The organism is Stagnimonas sp. FW305-C-60, from assembly GCF_058782965.1.
On the sequence record NZ_JBYSYF010000003.1, the window covers coordinates 1 to 22,471 of the forward strand.

The 22,471-nt window shown below is 67.9% G+C and carries 19 protein-coding genes; 11 read left to right on the top strand and 8 right to left on the bottom strand.

Features of this window, described 5'->3' with window-relative positions:
* Positions 1–252: 252 nt before the first annotated feature.
* Complete coding sequence (gene tfpB, locus AC3WT6_RS12025; protein ID WP_492653843.1) at positions 253–2,019, bottom strand: type IV pilus assembly ATPase TfpB; 1,767 nt, start codon at positions 2,017–2,019, stop codon at positions 253–255.
* An 82-nt stretch (positions 2,020–2,101) separates the two neighbouring features.
* Here tfpB and AC3WT6_RS12030 point away from each other — a divergent pair, with 82 nt between their 5' ends.
* The 6 genes from AC3WT6_RS12030 (at position 2,102) to AC3WT6_RS12055 (ending at position 11,099) form a co-directional block, all read left to right on the top strand.
* The gene (locus AC3WT6_RS12030; RefSeq protein WP_492653844.1) at positions 2,102–3,706 is read left to right on the top strand and encodes a GMC family oxidoreductase; all 1,605 of its coding nucleotides are present in this window, start codon (positions 2,102–2,104) and stop codon (positions 3,704–3,706) included.
* Positions 3,707–3,732: 26 nt separating this feature from the next.
* Positions 3,733–4,314: a protease complex subunit PrcB family protein gene (locus AC3WT6_RS12035; RefSeq protein WP_492653845.1), complete on the top strand. Its 582-nt coding sequence runs from the start codon at positions 3,733–3,735 to the stop codon at positions 4,312–4,314.
* 13 nt (positions 4,315–4,327) lie between these two features.
* A complete protein-coding gene (yihG, locus tag AC3WT6_RS12040) occupies positions 4,328–5,239 on the top strand; it encodes a 1-acylglycerol-3-phosphate O-acyltransferase, YihG family (protein ID WP_492653846.1) in 912 nt (303 codons plus the stop codon).
* Positions 5,240–5,327: 88 nt separating this feature from the next.
* Positions 5,328–8,183 (top strand): penicillin acylase family protein, encoded by a 2,856-nt coding sequence (locus AC3WT6_RS12045; protein WP_492653847.1) that lies wholly within the window; start codon positions 5,328–5,330, stop codon positions 8,181–8,183.
* 123 nt (positions 8,184–8,306) lie between these two features.
* Complete coding sequence (locus AC3WT6_RS12050; protein WP_492653848.1) at positions 8,307–8,657, top strand: DMT family protein; 351 nt, start codon at positions 8,307–8,309, stop codon at positions 8,655–8,657.
* Positions 8,658–8,678: 21 nt separating this feature from the next.
* Positions 8,679–11,099, top strand: a complete 2,421-nt coding sequence (locus AC3WT6_RS12055) for a serine/threonine protein kinase (RefSeq protein WP_492653849.1) — start codon at positions 8,679–8,681, stop codon at positions 11,097–11,099.
* 12 nt (positions 11,100–11,111) lie between these two features.
* On the opposite strand, the gene infA is transcribed toward AC3WT6_RS12055, so the two are convergent.
* The 5 genes from infA to AC3WT6_RS12080 all read right to left on the bottom strand — a co-directional run bounded on the left by infA (position 11,112) and on the right by AC3WT6_RS12080 (position 14,361).
* Positions 11,112–11,330, bottom strand: a complete 219-nt coding sequence (gene infA, locus AC3WT6_RS12060; RefSeq protein ID WP_123212628.1) for a translation initiation factor IF-1 — start codon at positions 11,328–11,330, stop codon at positions 11,112–11,114.
* Between the two features lie 87 nt (positions 11,331–11,417).
* Entirely contained in the window at positions 11,418–12,131 is a 714-nt protein-coding gene (locus AC3WT6_RS12065) for an arginyltransferase (RefSeq protein WP_492653850.1), read from the bottom strand.
* Positions 12,128–12,892, bottom strand: a complete 765-nt coding sequence (gene aat / locus AC3WT6_RS12070) for a leucyl/phenylalanyl-tRNA--protein transferase (RefSeq protein WP_492653851.1) — start codon at positions 12,890–12,892, stop codon at positions 12,128–12,130. The genes AC3WT6_RS12065 and aat overlap by 4 nt, the downstream gene beginning before the upstream one ends.
* Positions 12,889–14,034 carry a GNAT family N-acetyltransferase gene (locus AC3WT6_RS12075; protein WP_492653852.1) on the bottom strand — a complete coding sequence of 382 codons (1,146 nt, stop codon included), beginning with the start codon at positions 14,032–14,034 and terminating at the stop codon, positions 12,889–12,891. Before AC3WT6_RS12075 ends, aat begins: the two co-directional genes overlap by 4 nt.
* Positions 14,035–14,361 carry a hypothetical protein gene (locus AC3WT6_RS12080; protein ID WP_492653853.1) on the bottom strand — a complete coding sequence of 109 codons (327 nt, stop codon included), beginning with the start codon at positions 14,359–14,361 and terminating at the stop codon, positions 14,035–14,037.
* 164 nt (positions 14,362–14,525) lie between these two features.
* Between AC3WT6_RS12080 and AC3WT6_RS12085 the strand changes: the two genes are divergently transcribed.
* The 5 genes from AC3WT6_RS12085 to serS all read left to right on the top strand — a co-directional run bounded on the left by AC3WT6_RS12085 (position 14,526) and on the right by serS (position 21,078).
* Entirely contained in the window at positions 14,526–17,300 is a 2,775-nt protein-coding gene (locus tag AC3WT6_RS12085) for a DNA translocase FtsK (protein ID WP_492653854.1), read from the top strand.
* A gap of 72 nt (positions 17,301–17,372) precedes the next feature.
* The gene (gene lolA / locus AC3WT6_RS12090; RefSeq protein WP_492653855.1) at positions 17,373–17,993 is read left to right on the top strand and encodes an outer membrane lipoprotein periplasmic chaperone LolA; all 621 of its coding nucleotides are present in this window, start codon (positions 17,373–17,375) and stop codon (positions 17,991–17,993) included.
* 143 nt (positions 17,994–18,136) lie between these two features.
* Entirely contained in the window at positions 18,137–19,402 is a 1,266-nt protein-coding gene (locus tag AC3WT6_RS12095) for a replication-associated recombination protein A (protein ID WP_492654019.1), read from the top strand.
* Positions 19,402–19,779 carry a fluoride efflux transporter CrcB gene (gene crcB / locus AC3WT6_RS12100; protein WP_492653856.1) on the top strand — a complete coding sequence of 126 codons (378 nt, stop codon included), beginning with the start codon at positions 19,402–19,404 and terminating at the stop codon, positions 19,777–19,779. Before AC3WT6_RS12095 ends, crcB begins: the two co-directional genes overlap by 1 nt.
* Before the next feature lie 33 nt (positions 19,780–19,812).
* A complete protein-coding gene (gene serS / locus AC3WT6_RS12105) occupies positions 19,813–21,078 on the top strand; it encodes a serine--tRNA ligase (protein ID WP_492653857.1) in 1,266 nt (421 codons plus the stop codon).
* A gap of 67 nt (positions 21,079–21,145) precedes the next feature.
* Here serS and AC3WT6_RS12110 read toward each other — a convergent pair whose 3' ends face one another.
* Together AC3WT6_RS12110 and AC3WT6_RS12115 are read right to left on the bottom strand one after the other, a co-directional pair.
* A complete protein-coding gene (locus AC3WT6_RS12110; protein WP_492653858.1) occupies positions 21,146–21,541 on the bottom strand; it encodes a hypothetical protein in 396 nt (131 codons plus the stop codon).
* 19 nt (positions 21,542–21,560) lie between these two features.
* Positions 21,561–22,358, bottom strand: a complete 798-nt coding sequence (locus AC3WT6_RS12115; RefSeq protein WP_492653859.1) for a hypothetical protein — start codon at positions 22,356–22,358, stop codon at positions 21,561–21,563.
* Positions 22,359–22,471 lie beyond the last annotated feature (113 nt).

Below are 22,471 nucleotides of genomic sequence, written 5' to 3' on the forward strand. Positions count from 1 at the left end.
ATAGGGCGCCGAGTTCGCCGGCGTCCCCCGGAGACCGAGCATCGCAGGTTTACCCCCGTAGGGGGCGCTACGCAGGGATGTGTTTTCTTTTGCTTACTTTTCTTTGCACAAGCAAAGAAAAGTGAGTCGCCAAGAGGCGAAAGAAAGCTCGCACCAACAGCAGACTCAGCAGAGCGCGAACGCGCGAACCACACCCCAGAAAACCAGCGCAAACACACCAAGTTCCACCGAGGGCCGACAAATGCCCCTCGGCTACCGCCCGGCAATCTCCGGCGTCAACGCCGCCACATCCGCCAGCGAAGTTAGCCCCTCCATCGCCTTCCGCGCACCGGCCAGGCGCAGCGGCACCATTCCTGACTTCAGCGCCTGTCGTTGCAAGGCCAGGCTGTCGCTGCTGCCATCGATGGCGGTGCGCAGCGCCTCGTCGATGGTGAGGATCTCGTAGAGGCCGACCCGCCCCAGATAACCGGTTTCGCGGCACTCCAGGCAGCCCACCGGCTCCTGCACGGCGCCGGGTGCGGGGTAGGGCAAGAGGCCGCCGGTGAGGCGCTGCCAGTCGGTGGCGCTGACCGTGGCGGGGCGCTTGCAGTGCGGGCAGAGCCGGCGCACCAGACGCTGCGCCATCACCCCCAGCACGGTGGCCTTGATCAGGTACGGCGGCACGCCCAAGTCGAGCATGCGGATGATCGCGCTGGGCGCGTCGTTGGTGTGCAGGGTGGAGAGCACCAGATGGCCGGTGAGCGCCGCCTGGATGGCGTTCTCGGCGGTGTCGAGATCGCGGATCTCGCCGACCATGATGATGTCCGGGTCCTGGCGCAGCAGGGCGCGCAGGCCGTCGGCGAAGCCGAGGTTGATGTTGGCCTGCACCTGCATCTGGTTGAAGCTGGGCTCGACCATTTCGATCGGGTCTTCGATGGTGCAGACGTTCACCTCCGGCGAGGCCAGCAGCTTGAGCGTCGAGTACAGCGTCGTGGTCTTGCCCGAGCCGGTGGGGCCGGTGACCAGGATGATGCCGTGCGGCTGTTCGATGAGGGTCCGCCACTTTGCCTCGTCGCTGCTGCCGAAGCCGAGCGCGGCGAAGTCCTTGACCAGCACCTCGGGGTCGAAGATGCGCAGCACCAGCTTCTCGCCAAAGGCGGTGGGCAGGCTGGACACGCGCAGTTCCACCTCGCGGCCGTCGGGCGAGCGGATCTTCAGGCGGCCGTCCTGGGGCTTGCGCTTTTCCGCCAGGTCCATGCGCGAGAGGATCTTCAGCCGCGAGGTCACCGCCGGCATCACTGCCGCCGGCACCTGGTAGACCTCGTGCAGCACGCCGTCGATACGGAAGCGCACATTGCCCTGCTCGCGGCGCGGCTCCAGGTGGATGTCGCTGGCGCGCTGGTCGAAGGCGTATTGCAGCAGCCAGTCGACGATGCCGACGATGTGCTGGTCGTCGGCGGTCAGCGTGCCGAGCTTGCCCAGCTCGGTGAGCTGTTCGAGGTTCTGCAGGCCGCCGCCGCGGCCCTGCTGGCTGGCGCTGGCCTTCACCGAGCGGGCGAGCGCGTAGAACTCGACCAGATAGCGCTCGATGTCGCGCGGGCTGGACAGCACCGGCTTGATGGTCTGCTTCAGGCGCGGCGCCAGTTCTTGCAGCCATTCGCGGGCGTAGGGGTCGGCGACCGCAATCACCACCTCGGTGGGCGTCACCTTCAGCGGCAGGATCTTGGCCCGCGCCGCGTAGGCATAGGGAATCAGCTGGGTGACCTTGGCGACCTCGATGCTGAGCGGATCGATGCGCAGATAGGGCAGGCCGCTGCGCGCCGCCAGCCAGTGGCCGAGGGCTTCCAGCGTCAGCTTGCGCTGTGGTTCGCTGGCATGGCTGAACTCGGCGTCGGCGATCACCGCCAGCGGCGGTTGCGGGGTGTTTTCCGGCACCCGTACCAGCAGCTTGGCGACCTGGGCGGGCGTGAGCCAGCCGTCAGCGACCAGGGCGTCAAGGACGTAGCGCAGGCTTAGGCGTAGGGGGACGGCGGCGGTCATGGCCAAACCTTAGCACCCGGCCCGGTGCGCGGTTAAGCTCGGCCCATACCAACAAACCGTTGACCCGTTCGGAGGAGTACCGATGGAAGCGGACTATGTGATCGTCGGCGGCGGTTCCGCCGGCTGTGTGCTGGCCAATCGCTTAAGCGCCGACGGGCGCTTCCAGGTGGTGCTGATCGAGGCGGGGCCGCCCGACACCAGTCCTTTCATCCACATGCCGGCCGGCATCATCCCGGTGATCCGCAGCGACACTTACAACTGGAAGTACTGGACCGCGCCCGAGCCCAACATGGGCAACCGGCCGATGCACTGGCCGCGCGGCCGCACCCTGGGCGGCAGCAGTTCGATCAACGCCATGTGCTACATCCGTGGCCACGCCTGGGACTACGACCACTGGGCCAGCCTGGGCTGCAAGGGCTGGAGCTACGCCGACGTGCTGCCGGTGTTCCGGCGCCTGGAAAACTACGAGCCCTGCGATGGCGAGCCGGACGCCTACCACGGCGTCGGCGGCCCGCTCAACGTCGCCCGGGCGCGTTATCTGAATCCTCTGATGCGCGCCTTCGTGCAGGCGGCGCAGCAGGCCGGGCATCCGCTCAGCGCCGACTTCAACGGTGCTACGCAGGAAGGCGTGGGCTATTACGACGTGATGCAGAAGGGCGGCGAGCGCTGCAGCAATGCCCGCGCCTATCTGGAGCCGGCGAAGTCGCGCGCCAATCTCAGCATCCTCACCGAGGCCCAGGTCACCGGCGTGCGCTTCGAGGGCAGACGGGCGGTGGCGGTGCAGATGCGCAATGCTCCGGGCGAGGTGCGGGCCCGGCGCGAGGTGATCTTGAGCGCCGGCGCGGTCGGCTCGCCGCAGTTGCTGCTGCTCTCCGGCATCGGCCCCGCCGCCCATCTGCGGGAGATGGAGGTGCCGCTGGTGCAGGAGCTGCCCGGCGTCGGCGAGAACCTGCAGGACCACCTCGACCTCGCCATCACCGTGCAGGAAAAGACCCGCCACGCGGTCTCGCTCAACCCGTTGGGCCTGCCGCGCTCACTGAAGTCGCTCTGGCAGTACCTGCGCCACCGCGAGGGCGAGATGACCAGCAACTTCGCCCAGGCCGGCGGCTTCCTGCGCAGCGGCCCGGAGGAAGCGATCCCCGACGTGCAGCTGCACTTCGTGCCCTTCGTGTACTCCAACCACGGTCAGGATCTGATGCCGATCATCCGCTATTGGGGCTATACGCTGATGGCCTGCGATCTGCGGCCCAGGAGCCGTGGCCGGATCAGCCTCGCCAGCCGCGACCCACTGGCGCATCCGAAGATCGAGGCGCGCTATCTGCAGCATGAGAGCGAGATGCAGCGGCTGCTGCGGGCACTGCGCCTGGGGCGCGAGATCCTGGCGCAGCCGGCGTTCGCGCCGCACCGCGGCCGCGAGCAGATGCCGGGCGACGGGGTGCTGAGCGAGGAAGCCCTGCGCGAGTGGATACGCCAGAAGGCCGAGACCATCTATCACCCGGTCGGCAGCTGTAAGATGGGCGTCGACGACATGGCGGTTGTTGACCTGCGCCTGAAGGTGCGCGGTGTCGAGGGGCTGAGGGTGGTGGATGCCTCCATCATGCCGACCCTGATCGGCGGCAATACCAATGCGCCCACCACCATGATCGCCGAGAAGGGGGCCGAAGCCATCCTGGCCGACGCCGCCTGAAGCCCGCGCCAATACCAGGACACACGATGAGAGGTTTCACCCCCGCGCGCGCCGCGCTGCTCGCCGCCCTAGCCTTGTTGACCGCCTGTGCGCAGGTGACGCCGGTCGCCGAAGGGGTGGCGCAGCTGCCACGCAAGGCGGTGGAGGGCACGGTGGACTTCCTGGAATTCGTCTTCGAGCGCCCCGAGCTGGCGGTGGACGTGCTGGAAGTGGCGCGTCTGCAACAGTGCAACAGCAGCGGCCGCGAGCCGACGCTGGAGATGCTGGCGGGGCCGGCGGCCGTGGTCGGCTGGGAACAGGCGCGCGGCCTGCAGTTCACGCCCAAGTCCGGCGAGCTGCTGCCGGGGCTCTACGCGGTCGCCGAAATGGGCGAGCGCAACACCGGTGGCTACGCCCTGCTGGTCAGCCGCAAGGCGGCGGTGAAGGACGACGCCCTGTATCTGAAGGCCACCTTCCTCAGTCCCTCCACTGCCGGCATGGCCAGCCAGCAGCTCACCAGCCCCTGCGTGCTGGTGGCGCTGCCCGGGCAGGCCGAGTTCCACCGGCTGGTGCTGGTCGACCAGAACAACCAGCCGCGTGCCAGCTGGTCGCCGCTGGCGCCCAAGTAAGTAAGGAGACGCCATGCTGGGTTTCCTGCCCGCGCCGCTGACCGGCGCCCTGATCGGAGTGCTGTTCGCGCTCAATACCATCTTCTGGTCGATCCCGGTCTACTTCTTCTCCCTGCTCAAGCTGCTGACCCCGAAAGGCCCGCTGCGGCGGGCGATGGCGCGCTGCGCCGATTTCGCCGCGCAGACCTGGGTGGGCTGCAATTCGGTGCTGACCGACTGGCTGCTGCCGACCCGCTTTGAAGTGCGCGGCGTGGAGCACCTGAACCTGCGCGGCCAGTACTTCATTTGCAGCAACCACCAGACCTGGAACGACATCCATGTGCTGCAGAAGACCTTTCACGGCAAGGCGCCGTTCTTCAAGTTCTTCCTCAAGCAGGAGCTGATCTGGGTGCCGGTGCTGGGACTGGCCTGGTGGGGGCTCGATTTCCCGTTCATGAAGCGCTACACGCAGGAGCAGATCGCCCGCAATCCGGCCTTGCGCGGCAAGGATGTGGAGACCACTCGCAAGGCCTGCGAGAAGTTCGCCGATCTGCCGGTGGCGATCTTCAATTTTCTGGAAGGCACCCGCTTTACCCAGGCCAAGCACGACCGCCAGCAGTCGCCCTATCGCTACCTGCTCAAGCCCAAGGCGGGCGGCTTCGCCTTCACCCTGGCGGCGATGGGCGAGCGGCTGCACGCCATGCTCGACGTCACCATCGTCTACCCCGAGGGCGCCCAGCAGTTCTGGGATTTCCTCTGCGGGCGGGTCAAGCGGGTGATCGTCGACGTGCGCCAGTTGCAGATCCCCGCCGAATTCTTCCACGGTGACTACGAGGCCGATCCGGTGTTCCGCAAGCGCGTGCAGGACTGGGTGGCGCAGTTGTGGGCCGATAAGGACAAGCGCATCGCCGAGTTGCGGGCCGAGGCCGGACTGCCCAACGGCTGAAAACCGGCTTGGGTTGGCGCCGCGCGCGGCGGCCGTCGTAGAGTGAGTGGCATACAGCCGCCACCACGAGCGGCGGAGGAGATTTCCGATGCAAGCCTATCGCCCCCGGCGCGCGTTGCTGCGCGCCGCCTTCAGCCTGTACGCGCTGGGCCTGAGCGCCTGCGGTGGTTCCGAGGCGCCGTCCTCGCCACGCGCGCCGGCCGATCCCGCCAGCCTGGTGCTCAAGGCCGAAACCGTGCTGCCGCCGGGGCAGAGCGGCTTTGTCAGCATTGCGGGCCAGGCCCAGGGTCTGCTCAGTAGCGATCCCGGCGCCTACGGCGCCCATGTCGATGACCAGCGCGGGCTGTACTGGAGCTTCGGCGCCAAGCCGGCGGTGCTTGGCGGCAAGCCCGGCACGCCGACCCAGCCCAAGGAGGGCGTGCAGGTCTACCGCGACGACTACGGGGTGCCCATCGTCTATGCCGACCGGGTTCGTGATCTCTGGTACGGCGTCGGCTACGCAGTGGCGCAGGATCGGTTGTTCCTGATGGACGCGGTGCGGCGTACCGCCAAGGGCACGCTGGCCGAACTAACCGGCTGCGGCGCGGTGCCGGCCGATCTGCAGGCGCGGGTGCTGGGCTACACCGAAGCCGAATACCAGGGGTTCTTCGATGCCTTGAGCGCGGACGCCCGGGATGCGGTGCTTGGCTATGTCGAAGGCGCGAATGCCTGGATCGCCGAGGCGCGCCTCGATCCCACCAAGCTGCCCGCCGAGTACGCCCTGCTGACCAGCCTGCCGGAGCCGCTGACCGCGCTGGATGTGCTGGCCGCCGGGGTCTACATCACCCGCTTCGTCGCCAGCGAGGGCGGCAACGAGTTCCTCAACATCCGTCTGTTGAAGGCGCTCAGCCAGCGCTATGGATCGGCGCGCGCCGGCAAGGATGCCTTTCTCGACCTCACCTGGCTCGACGACCCCAAGGCGGTGGTCAGCGTGCCGGCGGGCGAGGCTCGTTTCAGCAACCAGCCGGAGCCGCCGGAGGGCCGCGAGGCGGTATTCGAGGGCCTGGCCGACTGGGCGGTGCAGTTGCCGGAGACGATATGGAAAGGCGAGGGCACCGGCAGCCTTGCGGCGCCGTTTCCCTGCTCGCAGCCCAGCCTGGCAATGGCCGGAAATGCCTCCGAGGGCCTCAACCGCGCCGCGCGGCGCGAGGTTTCGCAGGCCGCCGTGGCCAGGCCGACCGCGGCCAAGGTCGCCGCCACGAAGAGTCGCCGGGCCGCGAGCGAGCAGGCGCGTCGCCAGGTGGCGCTGGCGCTCAACGAGCTGCGTGGCTACCTGCACGGCGGCTCGCATGCCTATGCGCTGGGCCCGGACCGCACCCGTGATGGCGGCACGCTCCTGGTCAGCGGCCCGCAGCTCGGCTATGGCTATCCGCTGCTGCTGGTGGAATACGAGATCCACGGCGCCGGTTACCACGCGCGCGGCAGCTCGGTGCCCGGTCTGCCGGTGGTCGGCATCGGCTACACCGAGCACGCCGCCTGGGGGCTGACCACCGGCTACTCCAAGACCATCGACAGTTTCATCGAGACACTGTGCTCCAACGCCCAGGTCACCGCGGGGGTCTGCCGCGCCGACCAGTATTTCCACCAGGGGCAGTGGAAGGACTTGAGCTGTCGTGAGGAGACGCTCCGCTACCGCGCGGCGCAGAGCGGCATTCCGGTGGGGCCGGCGCTGCTGTCCGGCAGCTATCGGGTGTGCCGCAGCCTGCACGGTCCCTTGGTGGCGCGCGACGCCGCCGCCGGTCTGGGACGCAGCCTGTCCTACGCGATGTGGATGCGCGAGATCGAGAGCATCGAGGGCATCCGCGAGTGGAACCGCGCCACTTCCTTCGCCGAGTTCGACGCGGCGATGCGCAAGCTGACCTGGAACGAGAACACCACGGTGGCCACCCGCGATGGCCATATCGCCTTCTACCACCCTGGCCTGCATCCGCGCCGCAGCGCGCAGACCGACCAGCGCCTGCCGATCCCCGGCACCGGCGAGTTCGATCATCAGGGTGTGCTGCCCTTCGAGCAGACGCCGCAAGTGCGCGATCCGGCGCAGGGCTATCTTGCCAACTGGAACAACAAGCCGGCGCTGGGCTGGCTGGACGGCGAGGGTCTGGGCAACACCTCGCGACCGGGCGGGCCGGGGCAGCGGGTCACCGCCATCCTCGATCAGCTCGCGAGCCGCCACGACTGGCGCTACGACGATCTGCGGGAGCTGGACCGCCGCACCGGCACCACCGATCCGCGCGCCCGCGAGTACCGACCGCTGCTGGCCGCGTTCCGCGCCCGCGCCGCCAACGGGCTGAGCGTGACCGAACAGGCGGCGCTGGACCGCGTGCTGAGCTGGGATGGCAGCCACTACGGGCCGGACCTCGATGTCACCGATCCCAACGCCAGCGACGGCCCGGGTGCGACCATCTTCGGTGCCCTGGTGCTGGCCTTGCGCGAGGAGTTGTTCGGGGCCCTGCGTGGCGACGTGATCGACACCGGCCTGCCCGATCCAGACCCCAACAATCCCAACGCCGAGGCCGGTCTGACCGCCTATGGTCGCATCGCCGGCGTCGGCAGCCATGTCTTCGACCAGAGCGTCATGGACAATCTGGTGCTCAGGGTGCTCGCGCCCGGGCACTCGGGCTTGGTCAATCGTCGTGACTGGCTGGAAGGCCGCAGCGCGGATGCGGTGTTGCTGGTGGCGCTACGCAAGGCGCTGACGCAGTTGGCCAGCGACTACAACGGGGGCGCGCCGCTGACCGCGAGCGATCTCGACCGCTGCCGGCGCCTGCATCCGCGCAGTCGTTTGTGCTCGCTGAGCGGCGTGATCGGCCCGGGTTCGGACACGCTGCCCGGCACTAGCTGCGTGACCATGCCCTACCAGGACCGCGGCAGTTGGGTGCACCGGGTCGGCTACGAGCGGCCCTGAGGCCCGCTGCTTGCGGCGCGTGGCCGCAGCCGGCATCGTTCGCGCAATCCGCAATCCGCAATCCGCAATCCGCAATCCGCAATCCGCAATCCGCAATCCGCAATCCGCAATCCGCAATCCGCAATGCCCATCCCCGCCGTAGTGCAGACCGCCGGTCTGCTGATGCTGTCCAACGTGTTCATGACCTTCGCCTGGTATGCGCACCTGAAGCAGGCCGACAGCCGGCCGCTATGGCTGGCCATCCTCAGCTCCTGGGGCATTGCCTTCTTCGAATACTCGATCATGGTGCCGGCCAACCGCATCGGCTATTCCTCCCAGCTGTCGCTGGCGCAACTGAAGATCCTGCAGGAGGTTGTCACCCTGCTGGTATTCGTACCCTTCGCGGTGCTGTACATGAAGCAGCCGATCAAGCTGGATTTCCTCTGGGCCGCGCTGTGCATCTGCGGCGCGGTGTATTTCGTCTTCCGCAACTAGCCGCACCACCGACCGGCAGCAATGAACCTCGAGCAAGACTCCGCACCGCCGACTCGCATTGGCCCTTTCCGCATCCTCGGTGTGCTTGGCGAAGGCAGCCAGGGCCGGGTTTACCGCGCCGAGCAGGACAGCCCACGGCGCGAGGTGGCGCTCAAGGTAATGCGCCGCGGCACGCGGGTCGCCGAGGACCGCTTCCGCCGGGAGATCGAACTGCTGGCGCGTCTGGAGCATCCCGGCATCTCCCGCCTGTACGCGGCCGGCGAGGCGGAGTTGAGCGACGGCACGGTCGCCTGGTTCGCCATGGAGCTGGTGCGCGGCCAGGCGCTGGCCGACTACGCCAAGTCGCTCGACCTGCGTGCCCGCCTGACTCTGATCGCCGCGATCGGTCACGCCGTCCACCACGCCCATGTGCGCGGCGTAGTCCATCGTGATCTCAAGCCCGCCAATGTCCTGGTTGATGGCGAGGGCCAGCCCAAGGTGCTCGACTTCGGCATGGCCCATGCCGCGCTCGCCGACGAGACGCGGATGACCGCCGCCGGCCAGGTGCTGGGCACCATCGCCTACATGCCGCCGGAAGGCTTGTTCGGAGAGGCCGAGCAGGCCGATGCCCGTGGCGACATCTACTCGCTGGGAGTGATCGCCTACGAGCTGCTCTGTGGGCAACTGCCGTATCCCGACCTTTCGCGCTCCTCGCTGGTGGACGCCATCCGGCGGGTGCGTGCCAGCGCGCCGCGATCGCTCGGTGAGGTGCTGCCGGCGGCGCGCGGCGATGTCGAGACCATCGTGATGAAGGCGCTGGCCCCGGAGGCGAGCCAGCGCTACGCCAGCGCCGCCGAGTTCGCGAGCGACATCGAGCGCCATCTGGCCGGCCTCGCCATCGCCGCACGGCCGCCGACGCCCGGCTATCTGCTGGGCCTGTTTGTGCGCCGTCACCGGCTGGTGTCGGCTCTGGCCCTGGCGCTGGTGCTGGCGGTGATCGGCGGTGCGGCAGTGTCCTTGCGCTATGCCCTGGCCGAGCATGGCGCCCGTCAGCAGGCCGAGCAGCGCGCCGAGGAACTGGCGGCAGTCAACAGCTTTCTGCACGACAGCCTGACCGGTGCCGACCCCTTCCGTACCCGTGGTCGCGAGCTCACCGTGCGCGAGCTGCTGGATGGGGCCCGGCAGTCGCTGGAAACCAATGCCAGCCTGCCGCCCGCCGCCCTCGCCAGTCTCTACGAGGCCATCGGTGGCACCTATACCGCGATCGGCGAGAACGCCACGGCGGCGGCGCTGATCGGTGCCGGCCGGACGCGTCTGGCCGCCAGGCTGCCGGCCGACAGCCTGGCGGCGCGCGATCTGCAACGCGCCGATCTCGCCGCGCAGTACGCGGTCGGCAAGTCCGCCGAGCTGCTGGATGCCTCGGCGGCCCTGCTGGCGACCTGGCCGGACGATCCGCAGGCGCCGATGGCCGAGCAGCGCGCGCGCCTGCTGGCGGTGAAGCTGCATGCCGCGCTGCTGACCGAGCTCTCCCGCTACGACGAGGCGCTGCCCCTGATTCGGGAGGCCGGCGTTCGCGCCCACGCGGTGCTGCCCCGGCAGGACGTGCTGATCTACCAACTCGGCCAGGACGAGGTCTCGGTGCTGCGCTACATGGGCAGTGGACAGGAAAGCAAGGCGGCGGCGAGCAAGCTCCTGGCCGAGGAGGACGCGGCGCTGGGCAAGAATCATCCGCTGACCTTCGCGGCCCGCCACGAGATGGCCTGGATCGCCCAGGAGGAAGGCCAGTACGAGGAGGCGGAACAGGCGGTGAGCGCGCTGATCGCCGATCTCGAAAAGGTCTATGGCCGCGCGCATTACGCGACCCAGCACAGCCTCAACCTGCTGGGACTGGTGCGCCTCCGTCAGGGGCGCTACGCCGAGGCCGAGCAGATCTGCCAGGAGGTGGTGGATACCAATACCGCGCGCCTGGGCGTCAATCACCCCGAGACCCTGGCGGCGCGCGGCAATCTGGCCACCGCCCTCTACAAGCAGGACAAGCTGGTGGCGGCGGAGGCGATGTTCCGCGCCAACATCCGCAGCCACGAGGAAACCGGCCACGGCGAGCAGAGCGACGCGGTGGTCGCGCGCAACAATCTGGCGCGCCTGCTGGCGAGCGCCGGCCGGCTGCCGGAGGCCGAGCAGCTGTATCTGGAAACCCTGGCGATCATCGGCAAGGTGATGGGCGAGGCGCACCCGCACTACAGCGTGGTGTCCAGCAATCTCGGCGAAACCCTGCTACTGCAGAAGCGCTATGCCGAGGCGCGCGCGCGGATCGAGGCGGCCAGGCCCAAGCTGCTGGCGGCCATGGGGCCGGAGTCGCCGTTTGTGAAGACGGCGACCGAGCGCTTGCTGAAGATCTATGCGGCGCTGGGTCTCAAGGAGCAGGCCGCGGCCCTGGAAAAGGCCGCACAGGCCGGCCAGTAAACCCGGTAGGGTTTACTTGTCGCGGAAGGTGATGCGGCCCTTGCTCAGGTCGTAGGGCGTCAGCTCGACGCGCACCTTGTCGCCGTCGAGGATGCGGATGTAGTTCTTGCGCATGCGGCCCGAGATGTGGCAGGTCACGATGTGGCCGTTTTCCAGCTTGACGCGGAACATGGTGTTGGGGAGCACGTCCATCACCACGCCTTCCATCTCGATGTGATCTTCTTTCGCCATTACGCTTTTTGCAGGTCCGCCCGGATTTATGAGGCGCGCATTATGGGTGAGCGACCTCGCATCGGCAATGGCGGCTTTTTGACCGACTCAACTGGCCGGCCCTGGACGCCAGACCAGACCGTCGAACTGCTCCAGCGGCCGGTAGCTGCGCTTGTAGTCCATGGTCTCTGAGTGCTCCACCCAGTAGCCCAGGTAGACATGCGGCAGGCCCGCCTCGCGGGCGGCGGCGATCTGCGAGAGCACTGCATAGGTGCCCAGGCCACGGCTGGTCTCGGCCGGGTCGAAGAAGGTGTAGACCGCCGACAGGCCATGCTCCAGCCGGTCCACCACCGCCACCATCAGCAGCTGCTGCTCGGGGTCGCGGTACTCCCAGAACTCGGTGACACCCCAGCGCGAGCCGAGGAATTCGTGGAAGGCGCGGGCATCGTAGGCGTCCATGCCCCCGAAGGGGTGGCGAGCCAGCAGATAGCGGCGGTAAAGGTCGAAATGCTCCTCGCCGACTTCGCGCAGGCGGCGCAGTGTCAGGTCGGTGTTGCGCTTGGCGCAGCGTCGCTGCGCGCGGTTGGGGCTGAACACTGCCACCGGAAGGCGCACCGGCACGCAAGCCGTGCACTGCGGACAGGCCGGGCGATAGGCGTAGTCACCACTGCGGCGGAAGCCGTTGGCGATCAGGGTGCCGTAGAGCTGGCCGTCGAGCTGGGTATTGGGGGCGACGAAGGCCGAGCGCGACAGCCGGCGCGGCAGATAACCGCAGGGCTGCTCGGCGCCCAGCAGCAGACGCAGGGGGATGGCGCGGGTCATGGCCGCCGCTCCAGCGTGTGCGGCAGATGCGCGGGATTGCCGGCCAGTGCGGTATCGAAGCGCCAGGCGCGCGGTGCCGGCAGCTTCAGGGCGGCCTGCAAACGATGGAGGAATTCCTCGCGCGGCAGGCTGCGTGCGCCCAGGCTGAGCAGGTGTTCGGAGGCGACCTGGCAGTCCAGCAGGCCGAAGCCCCAGGCCGCCAACTGGCGGCTGAAGTGCACCAGCGCCAGCTTGGAGGCATCGCTGCGCCGGCTGAACATGCTCTCGCCGAAGAAGGCGCCGCCCAGGCTGACGCCGTAGAGACCGCCGGTGAGCTCGCCATCCATCCACAGTTCCACCGAGTGGGCGTGACCGAGCAGGTGCAGATCGCGGTAGGCGCGGCGCATGTCCGGCCCCAGCCAGGTGCCGCGGCTGCCGCGGCGCTCGCTGGCGCAGGCGCTCAGCACCTCGTCGAAGGCGAGGTCGAAACTCAGTGCGTGACGGTTCTGGCGCAGGCGCTTGGCCAGCGAATGGGAGATGCGCAGCTCGCCGGGGGTGAAGACGCAGCGCGGATTCGGGCTCCACCAGAGGATGGGTTCGTCGGGGTTGAACCAGGGGAACACACCCTGCGCGTAGGCGCGCAGCAGCCGGCGTGGGCTCAGATCGCCACCGACCGCCAGCAGGCCGTTGGGCTCGGGCAGGGCGGTCTCCGCCGGTGGGAAGGCTTGGTCAGGCTGGCGCGGGTCCAGCCATTGCAGGCGGACCGGGCTCTGGGCGGTCATGCGTCCGGCTCCGCTTGCCGGTAGGCGCGGTGGGCCTGCAACTGCTCCAGCCGTGCCGCCACCAGCAGACGCTCGCGGCCCAGGGTGCGGGCTACTGCCTGCGCCAGCCTAGGCTCGGAAATGCTGTGGACGGAGTGCGTCATGACCGGGTCGAATCCACGCGCCAGTTTGTGCTCGCCCTGCGCGCCCGCGTCGTAGACCGCCAGCCCTTCGCGGATGCAGTGCTGTACGCCCTGATAGTAGCAAGTCTCGAAGTGCAGTCCGTCATAGCGTTCCGCCGCGCCCCAGTGCCGGCCGTAGAGCCGGTTTCCGTCTTGCAAGAGCAGGGCCATGGCCACCGTCCGCGTGCCGTCGCGCGCCACCGTGACCCGCACCGGGCTGCCCGGACGACGGGCGTAGTCGAGGAAGAAATCCAGGCTCAGATAGGGCGGCTGGCCGCGTTCCTCGTAGGTGTTGGCGTAGAGCGCGTACAGCTCCGCCCATTGCGCCTCGCCAAAGGCTTCGCCGGGCAGGGTGTCGAAGACCAGGCCGCTGCCGTTGAGCTTGCGCCGCTCCTGGCGGATCTTCTTGCGCTTGTCGTGGCTTAAGGCGGACAGGAAGTCCTCGAAGTCGATGTAGCCGCCTTCGGGGCGGTTGTGCCAGTGAAATTGCAGATCGTGGCGGCGCAGCGCGCCCTGTGCAGCGCAGGCCTCGGCCTCGGCTTCGGGCAGGAACAGCCCGTGCCAGGAGGAGGCGCCGGAGTGCTCCGGCAGTTGCAGCAGGGCGGCGATCAGCTGGGCACGGCTAGCCTCGTCACGGGCGCCCAGGCGTGGGCCGCTGCTGGGAGTGAACGGCACCGCGCTGAGCAGCTTTGGGTAGTAGCGGATGCCGGCCTGCTGGGCGCCTTCGGCCCAGGCGAAGTCGAACACGAACTCGCCCCAGGAATGCGCCTTGAGGTAGAGCGGGGCGGCGGCCAGCAAGTTGCCGGCGTCGTCCTCCAGCAGCAGATGGCAGGGCGTCCAGCCGGATTCGGGCGCGGCGCAGCCGTGTTCTTCCAGTGCGCGCAGCCAGTCATGGCGGATGAAGGGGTAGCCGGCGGGGAACAGCGCGTCCCAGGCCGCGGCCGGAACCTCAGCGAGGCGGGCGAGGTGCCGGACGCGCACTCAGTGGAAGGTAACGGGCGCGGCGGGCAGATCCTTGAGCGCCCACTGCACGCAGGCGTCGTGCTCGAAGCGGGAGAAGGTCTCGTCGTCGGCCGGCGGGCCGGCCTCGGCCATGCGGCCTTCGGCATCGAAGCGGATGCTGGCGCCGGCGGTCTGGATCTTCAGCTCGGTTTCGGCGGCGTCGTCGAGCGTCAATTGCAGGTAGCGCACCCGCTGGGTGGCGAACTCGGGGATGCGGTCGGCGCCGGAAGCGATCAAAGCCGCCTGCTCCGCCGAGAATTCGCGGATGCTGCCGTCGGAAGAAAGTACGAAGTGCCTGGTTTGCATGGTGTGGTGACTACCGTGACGCTGGAAGTGACGAACTGATAATGGCCGTTCCCAACCGCAATTCAAGGTATGCCGACCGGCGGTAGCGCCGGGCGGGTGCAACCCCGCTGGTATACTCGAAAGCAACTTTCACGCCGCGCCTGCCGCGGCCTCACGCGCGCTCCATGAAGCTGCCTCGCCTGTCCAACAAGACCCGCGCCGCCGAGCCGGTGCAGACCGATGCCGGCTGGCTGGTGCGGCTGCCGCGCGAGGCCCTGAGCCTGCTGCTGTTCGGTCTGGCGGTGCTCTTGCTGCTGTCGCTGCTCAGCCACCACCCCAATGACCCCGGCTGGTCCTCGTCCGGGGCCGGCGAGAGCCTGCACAACTGGATGGGGCGGGGCGGGGCCTGGCTGTCCAACAGTCTGCTGAGTCTGACCGGCTATGTCAGTTTCGTGCTGCCGTTCGCGCTGGCCTGGGTGGGCTATCGCAGCCTGCGCGGCGCCGCCAGCGTGGCGGCGATCCCCGCCGGCCTGCGCCTCGCCGCCGGCCTGTTCGCCACCCTGTCGCTGGCCGGCCTGCTCAGTCTGCAGGTGCCGCTGCCCGGCGCCTGGACGCCGCAGGGCGGCGGCGGCCTGTTCGGCGCGGCGCTGTGCGAATGGCTGTCCGCCCTGCTTGGCGCCTACGGTGCGGCGCTGCTGCTGCTGACCCTGTTCGTGGCGGCGCTGCCGCTGGCGCTGATCTTTTCCTGGCTGGATCTGCTCGACGCCATCGGCGAGCGCACGCTGCGCCTGATGGCGCGCTGGCAGAAGCCAGCGTCGGAAGCCGACGAAGCCGAGGAGCTGATCCCGCCCTCCAGCGAGGCGCCTCTGCCTAGTCTCAAGTCGGCGCGCCGCCGTGGCGCGGCCCCGCTCCAGGAGCGGCGCGAACCGCAGGTCGATCTGCTCAGCACCGCGCTGGGTACCGCGGCGGAGGCGGCGGCCGATCCGACGCTGGCGCCGAGCAGCGCCGCCGATCCCTGGGAGGAGCCGGTGACCAGCGCCGCCGCCAAGGCGCAGACGCCGGGGCCGGCCGACTTGCAGGATTTCTACGCCTCGGTGGCCGAGCACGGCCATGCGGTCGGCGAGCCGGCGCCGGAAGTGGCCGATGCCCTGTCGGCACCGGTGCTCGCCGAGGCCGCCGAGCTGCCGCCCTGGGTGCGTCCTGAGCTGGCCGCCGCCCCGTCCGCCCGGCCTTCGCCGCCACCCGCTGCGCCCGAGCCGGATCGGGTGGCCGCCTTGCTCGCCGCCGAGCTGCCGCCGACCCTGGCGCCCGCGCCGTCGACCCAGGCGCCGAAACCGGTGGTGCGCACCGCGCCGGCGCAGATGCAGGCGCCTGCGGTCGCCGCCAGCACCGCCGCCGATCTCGGCCTGCCGCCGCCGGCGCCGATGCTCTCGCCCTATGCGGCGCAGAACCGCGCCACGCCCTACGCCGACCAGCCGATCCCGCCGGTGGATCTGCTCGATCCTCCCAAGCCCTCCGGCCGCCGCTACACGCCGGAGGAGATCGACCTGTTGTCGCGCAGCGTCGAGCGCCACCTCGCCGACTTCGGCGTGAAGGCGCAGGTGGTGGCGGCGATCCCCGGCCCGGTCATCACCCGCTTCGAGCTGCAACTGGCGCCGGGCGTGAAGGGCGTGCAGATCACCAATCTGAGCAACGATCTGGCGCGCTCGCTGTCGGTCAACCGTGTGCGGGTGATCGAGGTGATCGAGGGCAAGCCCTACGTCGGTCTGGAGATTCCCAACGCCAAGCGCGAGTTCGTGATGCTGCGCGAGATCATCGACTCGCCGGCCTACCGCAATTCCGCCTCGCCGCTGACCATGGCGCTGGGCAAGGACATCGCCGGCAACCCGGCGTCGGTCGATCTCGCCAAGATGCCGCACTTGCTGGTGGCCGGCACTACCGGCTCGGGCAAGAGCGTGGCGATCAACGTCATGATCCTGTCGATGCTCTACAAGGCCACCGCCGAGCAGGTGCGCTTCATCTTCATCGACCCGAAGATGCTGGAGCTGTCGGTCTACGAAGGCATACCCCACCTGCTGACGCCGGTGGTCACCGACATGAAGGACGCCGCCAACGCGCTGCGCTGGTGCGTGGCCGAGATGGAGCGCCGCTACCGGCTGATGACCGCACTGGGTGTGCGCAATCTCGCCGGCATGAACAAGAAGCTGCTCGACGCCGAGGCGCTGGGCACGCCGATCCGCGATCCGATGACCGCCGCGCCGGACCTGTTCAGCTCCAGCCCCAGCGAGCCGGTGTACCTCCAGCCGCTGCCCAACATCGTGGTGGTGATCGACGAGCTGGCCGACATGATGATGGTGGTCGGCAAGAAGGTCGAAGAGCTGATCGCCCGCATCGCCCAGAAGGCGCGCGCCGCCGGCATCCACCTGATCGTCGCCACCCAGCGGCCCAGCGTCGATGTCATCACCGGGCTCATCAAGGCCAACATCCCCTCGCGCATTGCCTTCCAGGTCGCCTCGCGCATCGACAGCCGCACCATCCTCGACCAGATGGGCGCCGAGACCCTGCTCGGACACGGCGACATGCTGTACCGGCCGGTGGGCGCCTCCAGCGTCTCGCGCGTGCACGGTGCCTTCGTCGACGACCACGAGGTACACAAGGTGGTGGCCTATCTGAAGCAGGTGGGTGAGCCCGACTACGTGGACGGCATCCTCGCCGACGAGGAAGACCTCAAGGCCAAGGCCGACGACGGTGATGGCGATGCCGAAAAGGACCCGCTCTACGACAGCGCCGTCGCCCTGGTGCTGGAGACTCGCAAGGCCTCGGTGAGCTGGGTGCAGCGGCGGCTGAAGATCGGCTACAACCGCGCCGCGCGCATCGTCGAGGCGATGGAAAGCGCCGGGCTGGTCGGGCCTAGCGGGCCGGGCGGCAATCGCGAAATCCTCGGCGGCGGTCGCGACTAGCCAAGCTCCCGTTCAAGCGCCATTCACCGCGTCTGGCCAGACTCCGGGCGCCTCAGCATTCCTAGGAAACCCATGCGCACCCTGTTCTTCTCGCTGCTGTTGCTTGCGTTCACCAATGCTCGCGCGGAAACCCCGGAGCAGACCCTGGCGCGCTTCGTTGACGGCGTGCAGACCTTGCAGGCGGAGTTCAGTCAGACTCAGATCGACGAACGCGGCGAGACCTTGAACAGCAGCAGCGGCCGCATGGCGCTGATGCGCCCGGGCAAGTTCCGCTGGGAGTACCTGCTGCCGGCGCCGCAACTGATCGTCACCGATGGCAGCCGGCTGTGGCTCTACGACCAGGATCTGAAGCAGGTCAGCATCCGTCCGGCCGCCGAAGCCTTGCAGGGCACGCCGGCGGCGCTGCTCTCGCAGCGGCAGACGCTGACCGAGACCTTCAGCGTCGCCGACGCCGGCAGCGAGGGCGCGGTGCGCAAGCTGGAACTCAAGCCCAAGGGCAAGGACAGCGACTTTCAGTCGGTCGAGCTCTGGCTCAAGGGCGGCACCCCGGTGCGCATGCTGTTCCGCGACCAGTTGGGTGGTGCCACCGACATCCAGTTCAGCGCGATCAAGAGCAACGGCAAACTGGATTCCGCGCTGTTCCAGTTCCAGGCGCCCAAGGGCGTTGAGGTGATCGACGGCAGCCAGCCTTAGGCCCTGCCGAGTTTCCGGTCGGAAGGCGCTAGCGCCTACGATAGGCGATGGCCGAATCCCCAGACCTGCTCACTGACCAGCGTGCGCCGCCAGCGGCGAAGAAGCCGGCGTCTGCGGCTCTGGCCCAGCCTCTGGCCGAGCGTATGCGCCCGCGGCATCTGGACGAGGTGGTGGGGCAGGAGCATGTGCTGGGAGTAGGCGCGCCGCTGCGCGCGCTGCTGGAGGCCGGCAAGCTGCCTTCGCTGGTGTTCTGGGGGCCGCCGGGAGTCGGCAAGACCACGCTGGCGCGCCTGATCGCGCAGCATGTCGATGCACAGTTCCTGACCCTGTCGGCGGTGCTGGCCGGGGTCAAGGACATCCGTGAGGCAGTGGCCAGCGCGCAGGCGGAGGCACGTGGACTTACTGCCCGGCGCACTGTGCTGTTCGTCGACGAAATCCATCGTTTCAACAAGGCCCAGCAGGATGCGCTGCTGCCCTTCGTCGAGGACGGCACGCTTACCCTGATCGGCGCCACCACCGAGAACCCCAGCTTCGAGCTGAACGGCGCGCTGCTGTCGCGGCTGCGAATCTTCGTGCTGCGCTCGCTGGAAACCCCGGCCATCGTCGCCCTGCTGCGGCGGGCGCTGAGCGATGCCGAACGCGGCCTGGGCGCGGGCGCCGAAGCGCTGCCGGAAAGCTGGATCGCCCGCATTGCCGAGGCCGCCGATGGCGACGCCCGCAAAGCCCTGGTGCTGCTGGAGACCGCCTGGGAGCTGTCGCGCGCCGAGCGTTCCAGGGACGATGCCTTGCTGGAAAAACTGATCGGCCGCGGCTTCCGCCGCTTCGACAAGCAGGGCGAACACTTCTACGACCAGATTTCGGCCCTGCACAAATCGGTGCGCGGCAGCGATCCCGACGCGGCGCTGTACTGGTATTGCCGCATGCTCGACGGCGGCGTCGATGCCGGCTACATCGCCCGGCGGGTGACGCGCATGGCCTACGAGGACATCGGTCTCGCCGATCCACGCGGCCTGCAACTGGCGCTTAACGCCTGGGAGGCCTACGAGCGCATCGGTTCGCCGGAGGCCGAACTGGCGATCGCTGAGGCCATCGTCTATCTCGCGGTGGCGCCCAAGTCCAATGCCGTCTACACCGCCTACGCCGCCGCGCGGGCGGCGGTGGAGCAGCACGGCTCGCTGGAAGTGCCGCTGCACATCCGCAATGCGCCCACCAAGCTGATGAAGGATCTCGGCTACGGCAGCGGCTACCGCTACGACCACGAAGAGGAGGGCGCTCATGCGGCGGGGCAGCAGTTCCTGCCCGATGCCTTGCGCGACGCCGAGTTCTATCAGCCGACCGCGCGTGGGCTGGAAGGCAAGATCGCCGAGAAGCTGGCGCAGCTGCGCGCCGCAAAGGGAGGCAAGCGCTGATGCCGGTCTGGATGGCGGTGGCTCTGGGCGGCGCCCTGGGCACCCTGGCGCGCTACGGCGTGGGGCTGTGGGCGCGGACGCAGTGGCCGGCGTTCCCGGCGGCGACCCTGATCGTCAACGTCTCCGGTGGCCTGGCTATGGGCCTGCTCGGCGGCTACGCCCTGGCGCGTCCCGAGTGGTCGCCGGCCTGGCGGCTGGCGCTGATGACCGGTGTGCTCGGCGGCTACACCACTTTCTCGGCGTTCTCGCTGGAGACGCTGCTGCTCTGGCGCGAGGGCGCGGTCACGGTCGCGCTGGTCAACGTCGGCCTCAATCTGCTGCTGAGTCTGACGGCTTGCCTGCTGGGTTTCTGGCTGGCCCGCTCGGCGCTGGCATAATCCGCGTCCTTCACACGTCTTACGCACCCCGTCATGCTCGATCCCAAGCGCCTGCGCACCGATGCCGCTGCCATTGCCGCCCAGCTGGCGCGCCGTGGCTACACCTTTGATCTCGCCACCTTCGAGCGGCTGGAGTCGCGTCGCAAGCAGTTGCAGACCGAGACCGAGGCGCTGCAGGCGGCGCGCAACAAGGCCAGCAAGGACATCGGCTTCGCCAAGGCCAAGGGCCAGGACGCAACGCCCTTGCTCGAGACGGTGGAGCTGAGCAAGCAGCGCCTGGCCGAGAACGAGCTGGCGCTGTCGGCGCTGCAGCTGGAGTTTGATGACTTCCTAGCGCGGGTGCCCAACATCCCGCACGGCAGCGTCCCGGACGGCAAGGATGAGCACGACAACCTTGAGATTCGCCGGGTCGGTACGCCGCGGGTGTTCGACTTCCCGGTCAAGGATCACGCCGATCTTGGCGAAGCCCTAGGCCAAATGGATTTCGCCGCTGCCGCCAAGCTCACCGGCGCGCGCTTCGTGGTGCTGAAGAAGGATCTGGCGCGCCTGCACCGGGCGCTGACCCAGTTCATGCTCGACGTGCACACCCGCGAGCACGGCTACGAGGAGCTGTACGTCCCCTACATCGTCAACGCCGCCTCGCTGCGCGGGACCGGGCAGTTGCCGAAGTTCGGCGAGGACCTGTTCGCGCTCAAGAGCGAGGACGGTCAGGACTGGCGGCTGATTCCCACCGCCGAGGTGCCAGTCACCAATCTGCTGCGTGACGAGATTCTCGACGCCGGCGAGCTGCCGAAGAAGTGGGTGGCGCATACGCCCTGCTTTCGCTCCGAGGCGGGTGCCGCCGGTCGTGATACCAAGGGCATGATCCGTCAGCACCAGTTCGAGAAGGTGGAACTGGTGCAGGCGGTGGAGCCGGGCAAGTCCTACGAGGCGCTGGAGCAGTTGACCGCCCACGCCGAGGCGATTCTCCAGAAGCTGGAACTGCCTTACCGGGTGGTGGCGCTTTGTGCGGGCGATATGGGCGCCAACGCCGCCAAGACCTACGACATCGAAGTCTGGCTGCCCTCGCAGCAGCGCTACCGCGAGATCAGCTCCTGCTCCAACTTCGAGGACTTCCAGGCCCGCCGTATGCTGGCCCGGTATCGGCATCCAGAAACCAAGAAGAACGAGTTGCTGCACACGCTGAATGGCTCCGGTCTGGCGGTGGGACGTACCTTGGTGGCAGTGCTGGAAAATTATCAGCGGGCCGATGGCGGCTGGGATGTGCCAAATGTCTTGAAGCCTTATCTCCCAGGCTGACAGCCAATAAAAATGCCCGCAATAAAAAAGCCCGCTATTTAGCGGGCTTTTTTACACCTGCAGGCGACTAGTACTGGCCGGAGGTATCGCCGGCATCAATCGCGGTGATCTTGCCATCTTCACCCACCACGATCGTTACCACGGTGCCCGCGGCGTCAGTCAGAACATAGATGCCGGGACCGCCGTAGGTGCCGCCCAACTGCGTAATGGCCGAACCGGAGTCGCCTACGCGGATGGTGGTGGTGCCACCAGCGGGACTGGTCGCGCTGACCTGACCGCCGCCGGTAGGAACCGTGAAGGCCATGGCGGTGGCGGAGACATTGTTGGTGACCGTGATGCCTCCGATCTGGAAGCCGGTGCTGCCGGAAATGCCATTGCCGGGGCCTGAACCCTGGGCAAAAAGATTGGCTGAGATCAAAGCTGAAGCGGCGACAGCCGCCAGCGAAAGAGTCTTAAAGCGCATGTCTGAGGTCTCCTAAGGACTAAAACTTGAAGCCGTAGCCCGCCGACACGGCGTACTCGGTGCCGGCGTTGTAACGATCACCGACGTTAAGAGCGCCAGCGGTGATCGCAAACGGATACTTCTTGAACGGCGCGACGGAGACACCAAGGTTGGTGAAGCGACCGGTGTAATCGGCGATTACTGAGACCTGCGGATTAAAGTAGAACGCTGCGGACCCAAATACATTGGCACCGTCCTCGCCAGGCTCGGCGTAGCCCTGGTCGCCGACGCCAAGATTCAGAATCAGATTCTTGGTGGAGCCCGCGATCGGAAGCTGAAACACCTTGGTGCCAACGGCATACAGGCTGGACTTCTGAGCATCGTTGGCGTCGCCAAAGCGGCCAACGTCGTTGACGCCGACTGCAAAAGCGGCGCCGCCCGGAAGAGCAGTATGGAGCTTGAAAGACAAGGAACCGTTGTCGCCAAAGCCGCCATTGCCGCCGGTGTTATCAATCAGCGAAGACAGCGCCAAGGAGGTTTCGAGGCCGACGGCCTTGGTGGCATTGCCCAAGCCGAAAAGCAAGGCGACAGCGCCATCGTAATCACTGCTGGAACCATCAAGACTCTGTACGAAAACACCCGCACCGGCCTTGCCCCAGTCAGCACCAAAAGCCAGGGGGGAGCCAAACGAGGCGCCGGCGGTGGCGGCGGGCGGGGCGAAGGAACCGAACTGCACGCCGCTGATCTGCTGGCGGTAGATGGTGGCCGCCTGAACCGGCAGTGCTGAGACGGCGAGCACTCCAACCAGAGCCGCTGCTGCTTTCTTACTCAATTTCATTGGATTAATCCCCGTCTGTAGCGTGAAAAATATCATTAGCGAAGCGCACTTCTATTGCGTGCGCTGAAATAACTGTATCCATCAATTCCGCATTGCACAAGACTTTTCTTGCG

Excerpts from the sequence above, each read along its gene's own strand:
- tfpB (WP_492653843.1), bottom strand. The coding sequence starts at position 2,019 with ATGACCGCCGCCGTCCCCCTACGCCTAAGCCTGCGCTACGTCCTTGAC.
- AC3WT6_RS12030 (WP_492653844.1), top strand. The coding sequence starts at position 2,102 with ATGGAAGCGGACTATGTGATCGTCGGCGGCGGTTCCGCCGGCTGTGTG.
- AC3WT6_RS12035 (WP_492653845.1), top strand. The coding sequence starts at position 3,733 with ATGAGAGGTTTCACCCCCGCGCGCGCCGCGCTGCTCGCCGCCCTAGCC.
- yihG (WP_492653846.1), top strand. The coding sequence starts at position 4,328 with ATGCTGGGTTTCCTGCCCGCGCCGCTGACCGGCGCCCTGATCGGAGTG.
- AC3WT6_RS12045 (WP_492653847.1), top strand. The coding sequence starts at position 5,328 with ATGCAAGCCTATCGCCCCCGGCGCGCGTTGCTGCGCGCCGCCTTCAGC.
- AC3WT6_RS12050 (WP_492653848.1), top strand. The coding sequence starts at position 8,307 with ATGCCCATCCCCGCCGTAGTGCAGACCGCCGGTCTGCTGATGCTGTCC.
- AC3WT6_RS12055 (WP_492653849.1), top strand. The coding sequence starts at position 8,679 with ATGAACCTCGAGCAAGACTCCGCACCGCCGACTCGCATTGGCCCTTTC.
- infA (WP_123212628.1), bottom strand. The coding sequence starts at position 11,330 with ATGGCGAAAGAAGATCACATCGAGATGGAAGGCGTGGTGATGGACGTG.
- AC3WT6_RS12065 (WP_492653850.1), bottom strand. The coding sequence starts at position 12,131 with ATGACCCGCGCCATCCCCCTGCGTCTGCTGCTGGGCGCCGAGCAGCCC.
- aat (WP_492653851.1), bottom strand. The coding sequence starts at position 12,892 with ATGACCGCCCAGAGCCCGGTCCGCCTGCAATGGCTGGACCCGCGCCAG.
- AC3WT6_RS12080 (WP_492653853.1), bottom strand. The coding sequence starts at position 14,361 with ATGCAAACCAGGCACTTCGTACTTTCTTCCGACGGCAGCATCCGCGAA.
- AC3WT6_RS12085 (WP_492653854.1), top strand. The coding sequence starts at position 14,526 with ATGAAGCTGCCTCGCCTGTCCAACAAGACCCGCGCCGCCGAGCCGGTG.
- lolA (WP_492653855.1), top strand. The coding sequence starts at position 17,373 with ATGCGCACCCTGTTCTTCTCGCTGCTGTTGCTTGCGTTCACCAATGCT.
- AC3WT6_RS12095 (WP_492654019.1), top strand. The coding sequence starts at position 18,137 with ATGCGCCCGCGGCATCTGGACGAGGTGGTGGGGCAGGAGCATGTGCTG.
- crcB (WP_492653856.1), top strand. The coding sequence starts at position 19,402 with ATGCCGGTCTGGATGGCGGTGGCTCTGGGCGGCGCCCTGGGCACCCTG.
- serS (WP_492653857.1), top strand. The coding sequence starts at position 19,813 with ATGCTCGATCCCAAGCGCCTGCGCACCGATGCCGCTGCCATTGCCGCC.
- AC3WT6_RS12110 (WP_492653858.1), bottom strand. The coding sequence starts at position 21,541 with ATGCGCTTTAAGACTCTTTCGCTGGCGGCTGTCGCCGCTTCAGCTTTG.
- AC3WT6_RS12115 (WP_492653859.1), bottom strand. The coding sequence starts at position 22,358 with ATGAAATTGAGTAAGAAAGCAGCAGCGGCTCTGGTTGGAGTGCTCGCC.